The organism is Vreelandella neptunia (genome assembly GCF_022489065.1).
GTDB classification, from domain to species: domain Bacteria; phylum Pseudomonadota; class Gammaproteobacteria; order Pseudomonadales; family Halomonadaceae; genus Vreelandella; species Vreelandella neptunia_A.
Map to the genome: position 1 here is coordinate 22,478 of NZ_JAKVTW010000031.1, position 6,873 is coordinate 29,350.

General features: G+C 49.8%; 5 protein-coding genes. 2 read left to right on the forward strand and 3 right to left on the reverse strand.

Annotation, left to right across the window (positions count from 1 at the left end):
* Positions 1-24: 24 nt before the first annotated feature.
* Both MLE19_RS22160 and MLE19_RS22165 read left to right on the forward strand, forming a co-directional pair.
* The gene (locus MLE19_RS22160; RefSeq protein ID WP_240720513.1) at positions 25-930 is read left to right on the forward strand and encodes a hypothetical protein; all 906 of its coding nucleotides are present in this window, start codon (positions 25-27) and stop codon (positions 928-930) included.
* Positions 931-1,900: 970 nt separating this feature from the next.
* Entirely contained in the window at positions 1,901-2,326 is a 426-nt protein-coding gene (locus MLE19_RS22165; protein WP_240720514.1) for a hypothetical protein, read from the forward strand.
* 584 nt (positions 2,327-2,910) lie between these two features.
* Here the strand turns inward: MLE19_RS22165 and MLE19_RS22170 are convergent.
* The 3 genes from MLE19_RS22170 to MLE19_RS22180 all read right to left on the reverse strand — a co-directional run.
* Positions 2,911-4,773, reverse strand: coding sequence for a J domain-containing protein (locus MLE19_RS22170; RefSeq protein ID WP_240720515.1), 1,863 nt, complete (start codon positions 4,771-4,773; stop codon positions 2,911-2,913).
* A gap of 143 nt (positions 4,774-4,916) precedes the next feature.
* Positions 4,917-6,203, reverse strand: coding sequence for an ATP-binding protein (locus tag MLE19_RS22175; protein ID WP_240720516.1), 1,287 nt, complete (start codon positions 6,201-6,203; stop codon positions 4,917-4,919).
* Positions 6,204-6,383: 180 nt separating this feature from the next.
* A partial coding sequence (locus MLE19_RS22180) for a restriction endonuclease (RefSeq protein ID WP_240720517.1) occupies positions 6,384-6,873 on the reverse strand: 490 nt, incomplete at its 5' end.

The following is a 6,873-nucleotide window of genomic DNA, read 5'->3' on the forward strand; positions in this document are numbered from 1 at the left end:
AGTTGCTTGTAATAGGCTCTACCAATGGTCACTAACATTAATGAGTATGAGGCAGAGACTGCCTTTGAACGTTTTGCCCTTGACCGGTATTTACCCCTGACAGCCCAGGCATCAGGAAGCTACATCGATATACGTCCCCTCATTGACGGAGGAAAAAACGTTATACAGAACGGGGCGAGCCACATTCAAGCCAATCGGGAGGACAACCTACGTGCAGCTTTCTTGCCATTGGCGTTTGGAGCAGCCTGGAAGGTGCTCGATCTTACGATCGAGCTTGCGCTGGCGAAACAAGGTATAAAACCCCAGCGGGAAGCCAAGCTCTGGCCAATTAAGGAAAAGGCTCGTATCGCAATGAGCGAGACGCTGAATGGCGCGATCCTAACCGAGGAAACCTGCACCTGGGTGGGAATTCTGACTTGTTACGTGTCTACAATAGAGTATCGCCATAGCCTGGTTCATCGACAAGCTCAGTTTGTGGAAATCCCCCTCACCTTATCGGGCCATGGTAGAGACGGTATGCCACTTCCACCGCTAGATGAAGCTACGCTTAGAGCCTTAATCGCGTTGTCACAACTCGTTGGGGAAGGAATCATCAGCAACGGGCTGAATCGCCGTCGTCTCGACAACGTGAATTTTCTCTTGAATAGATTATCGTGCTTTGGGGTTAACTCAGTACCGCAAGGCGTCAGGATGAAGCCTATCGAATATTATTGGATGAAACTTCGTCCAGACCCTCATGGCCAATGGGTGGCCCCCTTCTCGATCGTTCATGAGCAGATGCGATGCAGAAGACAGTTAGGACACATTGACGTTCGCATCGACTTACCGGGAGAAAGCGGTCGCCAGCTTGTCGGTCAGTGCGAGGATCTACCGGACTGGGATGTCACAATCGATTTCAACCAACCCCCAAGCTACCTAGCTTATCAGTAATGCAGCCTAGCCAAGATAGATAAAAGAGAAGTATTGAAATAGACATTGTACTCAGGCGGGCGCCGCAGGGACCGAGCCATGGCTGAACCTTGCGATTACCGATCGCGAGACATTGAAGCGATACCTTTGGGCGCTCGCCCCGGGGGCTCTCACCACCTGTGAAATTGATTCTGCTAACGGCAGCTCAACACAAGATCAAGGCAGCCAAACCCTGCCAATACAGCCTCCCCTCAACTGACTGAGATTGTCGTTTGTGGATTATTTTTTACGATATTAACTTCCCAGATGTCACCCATGCCCCTATCTTATTGGCGAGGCCGTTCATTGAACGGTATGGGAAACGGAAATTGCTAATCACGATAACCTTTTAGGTTGGTTGTCAGGTTGTTTCGACAAGGCCCGCGGGCTTTTCGGCTATCACGCGAGGGCGCTTACGTCAGCAGTCCTGATAACCTCCTCAAGGCATCCCTGTGGCTTTTTGCTCCAGGGGAAGCTGTCATGCACAGCAAATCTGCAGCCTTCGGCTGATCAGATTCACGTTTTACCTTCAAGCCCCTTCTAGTTCGCTAGTTGGGGCTTTCTCGTTCTGTGTCATAACCGGCCCTATCTCCCTTTAACCAGCCATTCATGAGCAGGGGACAACAGGGGGGAATCACTTGCAGCAAAGTGGTGGTCCAGGCCGGCGAGGCACTGGTGACACACTACCTAGATACCCCCTTTACTCGGTCGTCCGTGATTTATGAGACGTACGTTCGCCTGTCATGGGATAACGCGCACCCTAAGTACCCCGAGCCAGAAACCCTCCTGTGATATGTCGCTGCAGCTCAGGCTTTAGTGATCGATACTCAGCAGCATATCAATCGCCAGACTTCATGAAAGCGATCCCGCTCCGCGGCATCTGAGTACGCGATGAGGATTCACCTCGCGGGACGAGTTCGCCAGCAAGCACTCCATGCCCTAACCAAGCAGAATGAGAAATCCAATGATCATTAGCATCGAATATACAAGTCGACGTGACATCGAGCGTCGGCAAGCAAGCGCCGACACAGTAGTCCTGTCCATTCGTGGGGTCGATGAGCGTTCAACTCGCTTGGCAAAGGGGTGGGCTGATGTTCTCTTAATGCAGTTCGATGATGTTGTTCCCGGTGAGGGCTTCGGCTGCGAAGAGCCCATGACGCTTGAGGATGCTCAGAGGATTTCTGGCTGGATACGGCAGTGGGCCAGCGATCGACGGCCGGTAAAACTCGTCATTCATTGCACTGCCGGTGTGACCCGGTCTGCTGCAGTGGCTCTCTGGGCTGGCGCCTCACTCAATCGACCAGCTCAAGGGGTCGAGGGTGATGGCAGGGATGCGAATCCACACGTTTGGTCAATGCTCGACCGCACGGCAGCGTAAACACCCAGCCCCTAGTGTGTATTGCCCATGAGTTATACTGTAGCCTATCGACTGGTTGCGGCCATCCAGCACTTCCTCACTCCAAGTGTCACTCTGCGTCCTACCATTGATGAGACCTGCACTGGGTAGGAATGACTAAGGAGATCGTATGAAAGAGTTCGAGGGCTGCTTTAAGGGTTACATGCTCAAAGCAGTATGGATGGGATTAGACTCCCAGAAGGAATCACAGAGAGGATTTTTATCGGGTTGTACCATATCGACGGTGGAACAGCCTTTGATTCCTGCATTCAGTGGGATAACCGCTCCCCCCTTGTTGCATGTTTATCAGGACGCTTGGAAAGTTCCGTGTTTTCGATTTAAATAAAGTCTATTTGTAAGGACTGCTGTTACGTAAAAAGGTGCTAAACGTTACGAAGAGCTCACACCTATTCCTGCTTACTTCAGTTTTCGGCCAGAAGCTGTCTTTTAGGCGTCTCTGATATAACGCCCAGCATAACCGATCGGCTTTGGAGTGCCAGCGGAAAAGCCGGTCCGTGTTGACGCTGTTGTCAGCACCTCAATGACGTCGCCATTAACTTCTGACGTCATGGGTTGCACATCAACAGCCCCTGAATTTCGACTTGATGCTGTCGAGTTTGGACAACCACTCCACTATCGGTAGCGTAAATTGACCGTATAGGGTCTCTCGTCGTCAAGTCACCAGTTTTCATGCCAGCATGCGTGAACCACTGCAGTTGTTTTCCTGTGAGCAAGCCAAATCCTGCTTGCGTTACTAGCAGCCGCCCTTGCTGGAAGACGTCGAGAAACGCTGCAAGCGTCGTACCATCTTCAATGACGTATAAACGAGTGGGTGTGAGGAAGTAGGTATATCGGCCAACATCAACGATTTCCTTCGGGCAGGTTCCAATGTCGTACACCACCTCGGGCTGCCCCTCTCTAGAAACTCGGATGACTTTGCCCGAGTAAGTAGCCAGATAGGCCCCACCATCGACAGCAGCAAAACTTGCCGCGTAGACCCAATCTTGAGGCACCCCTGCGGTCATGGTGATTTCGAGTCGAAGGCCCTCGACCTCCATAACGTAGTCGGGATCCGTCCGGGCAAAATACGTAACATCAGATTCTTCGTATCCAAGCGTGTTCGGATCGACACCGGTCAAAACTTCGAACGCAGTATTTAAGGCTTTCATTTTCTCGGTAGCAGACGGATTCCCAGCATTGCGGTCCGGGTGGTGAGCCTGCGCCAACTTACGGTACTTTCGCTTGATGTCCGTTGGATCAACAGGTAGAGACAGCCCAAAAAGCTGTAGCGCCTCCTCAACCTCTTGAGCCACCCCGAAGCGTTCGCTGCGTCCCACGACACGCTCCCAACCTTCCTTCAGTGGCATAACGAGTCCCCAGACTGCATCGCCAGAGGCCATGCAGCACCAAGCTTCGTCGGCTAACGTAAAAAGGTACCGATCCCCCTCAGGAGCAACATCCACGGCTCGCACCTGGGACTTAAATTCACCCCAGTAATTTGTGTCGATGGTCCGGAAGTGGTCAACGACTCGGGAGTCCTCGCATAAATTTGACTCGGTTATAATGTTCAGCTCCTCGTCGTAGGCGTGGAGCAATCCGCTGGAATCCATGATCGCTATACCGGAACCGGCGGCGCCGGTTCCGGTTCGATAGGCATCATGATACAAAGCTTTTTCGCCAACTAAGGCCCCATGTCGATTCATTCTACGAAGTACGCTCTTCACTCCTGATTGATCCGCACTGGTCCCAGAACGGTCTAGTAACCAAGTCCCTCGGGCATCGATGGCACCAATAGTAAAGGCAGGATCTGGCCGTTCGTCACCCTTCAGCTTTCGCTCACCTACCAGCGTCCAAGGGGCATCTTCCGATGCTTCAAACAGCGGCATTGATGAGGGGCTTGCGACAGCTACCGGTTCGTAACCATGCTTCTTCCCCAACTTCTCCATCTCTTTCAAGATACGATTGAAGCGACGTAAATCAACATCCTTGACGTGCTCAGGGACACGCTCGAACATTTCAACAGATTGTTTTGCCGCCGCCGCTAGCTGCCCAGATTTCACCCGCTGTATAACTAGCTTGCCATACGCTTTGGCTATAACCTCTCCGACTTGTCCTTGCCGTTGCTCGGGAGATAGATCACAAGCGAGTTTCACGACCTTAGTGTATTGATTCTTGAATCCAGCCTGAAATACAGGACCAATCGATGGGTCATTGTACTCACGGTGAAACTCGTCACGCCCGTCCACCTCCCAGGTAGGCGGCGATGGTGGCAGCGGGACATACTCGGCTTGGGACCAATCAAGCTCCTTGGGTGGTTCCCGCCTACCGGATTCTCTATTTGAGTTTTGGGCAATACACGTCAACCCGGTGGAATTTTGGGCAGCCACCTCCCTTCCTTTGCCGAACATTTTTGATAGAAAGCTAAGCATTCATAGTTTCTCTTTTCAGTCTTAAACCAATGCTAAGAAAACGTCGCAGGTAGATCTTGTATTCGAACTAACGCCGCTAGCACGCACGACTTCGTAATGGAGGTGAAGCCGAAATGGAAAAGGCGTCGCCGTGCCTGGCTTGGTTAGCCAACCGGCGAATAAAGTCTGGGTCTTGCTAGGACATAGGTAGCAAACAATGAATCTCTAAATCGGTAATATCGTTCACGAACTTTTTCTAGCTCTGAACCGTAGTCATCCGCCACCAAGTGACCAACAAACTGGCTAGCATTATCAACCTCATCCTCTAGGGCAATTTTGTAGGCATCAGTAGTCCAGCACTCGCCATCCTCCCTTCTGACTTGGGCGAGAGCTCGGAGCACCGACTCCCTCTGACGTGATGAACCGACAGCCTTTTTGTAACGACCCTCAAGAACTGGATCCGCTCCTCGCTCAGCTATCGATTTCAATGTTTCCTGAACTGCAGAACGATCAATGATTTTGACGCCCCTCTGATAAGCTGCACGAAATGCATATTTGCCTATCAGGTGGACCATATACGGGTGGCCCTGCGCGAGGGCTATTAGTGAATCAGTAGCTTCTTCATCAAAAGTAATGAAGCTATCTATCTCAGCCTCTGCAATACGAATTATTTCTCTCAGCTCTACTGGTTCCATGGGATGAACGCGAATAATGCTGCCGGAGAATAACCTATCAACAGACTCATGCTCTTTCATCAGGTTCTGGATGTCTTGAGCGACACCGACCAAGCAGAATTTCGCCCTTGGTACATTCGTAGCCAATGACTTCATGAACCCGGCCATTCCGGATGGATCGTTAATCTGGTCAAATTCATCTACTATAATCAACAATCCGTCTTTAGCAATCCGTTCTTCAACGATTGCATGGCAAACGTTGGTGAATACGGTATCAATCGAATGGCTGTTGACTGCCGGTCTTGACTCTTGTTCTGTAGCTTTTTCACCACCAAGCTTTGCCTCCAAGCCAAAAAGCTTCGCACCTATTTCAGGTGCATAGGAAACTACTTCCTTTTTTGCTCCGGGTATATCGTATATCCAGTCTCCTAGACAATTAGAAGTCGTTAAGAGACGTTCGAGTAAATCCCCGAAATCCGTCACACGGTTTCCACATGCAAAATATACTGATAGGAAATCTAGAGGACGATCATGGCCAATTTCAAGATGATCTAAAAGGCCATTATCGCCAGAGGCTGTAATCTCTAACTGGCGCGATAGAGAGGTTTTTCCTACACCACGGTTACCGACAATGGCAATGTTAACTCCATCTCCGAGGAGCCCATAATATCCATCCTCTACCTCCGTTCTGCGACCAGCAAAGCGTTCAACTGCAGTTACTTCTTTAGCTGGCTGAAACGCGTTTTCGACTTCATACAGTGATGGTTTATCTGCCATTCTCATCTCCTTGGTAACGCCTTGCTCACTTGGAAATTAGGAGCGCTGTTTCGGCCAAGAGCTGCCTTTTAGGAGTCTCTGATATAACGCCGACAGCACGCGCGGCTTTGTAGAAGGCGAAGCCGCAACGAAAAGGCCGTCGCTGTGACTGGCCTTGTTAGGTTTTTGCTTTGAATAGTATCAGTACCTTTGGAGCCATTCTTTCAGGTTATTAAAATCCCTCAAAGCTAGATGATTTTCCACCACCTCAGCTTCTTTTATGGCATCTTTAGAGAAAAACCCAGTTGTAACTATGATGCTTTTAGTTGCTTGGCGTAAATGATGAACTCCCATTACCTCTCGAATTATGCCAACACCAATTTTATTTTCTGGGGCATATTTCTTACACTCAATGTGTGTTAAATAACTGCATACAGAATTTCTAATGTGAGCAATTATGTCTCTACCACCGTCTCTAGTAGCTTTAGTAAGCTCAACATCAAATCCCATGTCTTTTAAAATAGCTGCAACTAACTCCTCAAACTTTCTTGGAGAAAGATCATACATTTTCTCTGGGCTTTTCTTGAAATAACTTTTTATCTGATCGTCAATTGAGGCGATAACTATCGGGGCTTGATTTATGGCTTCATCTTCGGGCTCTACATATAACTCTTCTCGGAAAGAACCTTTT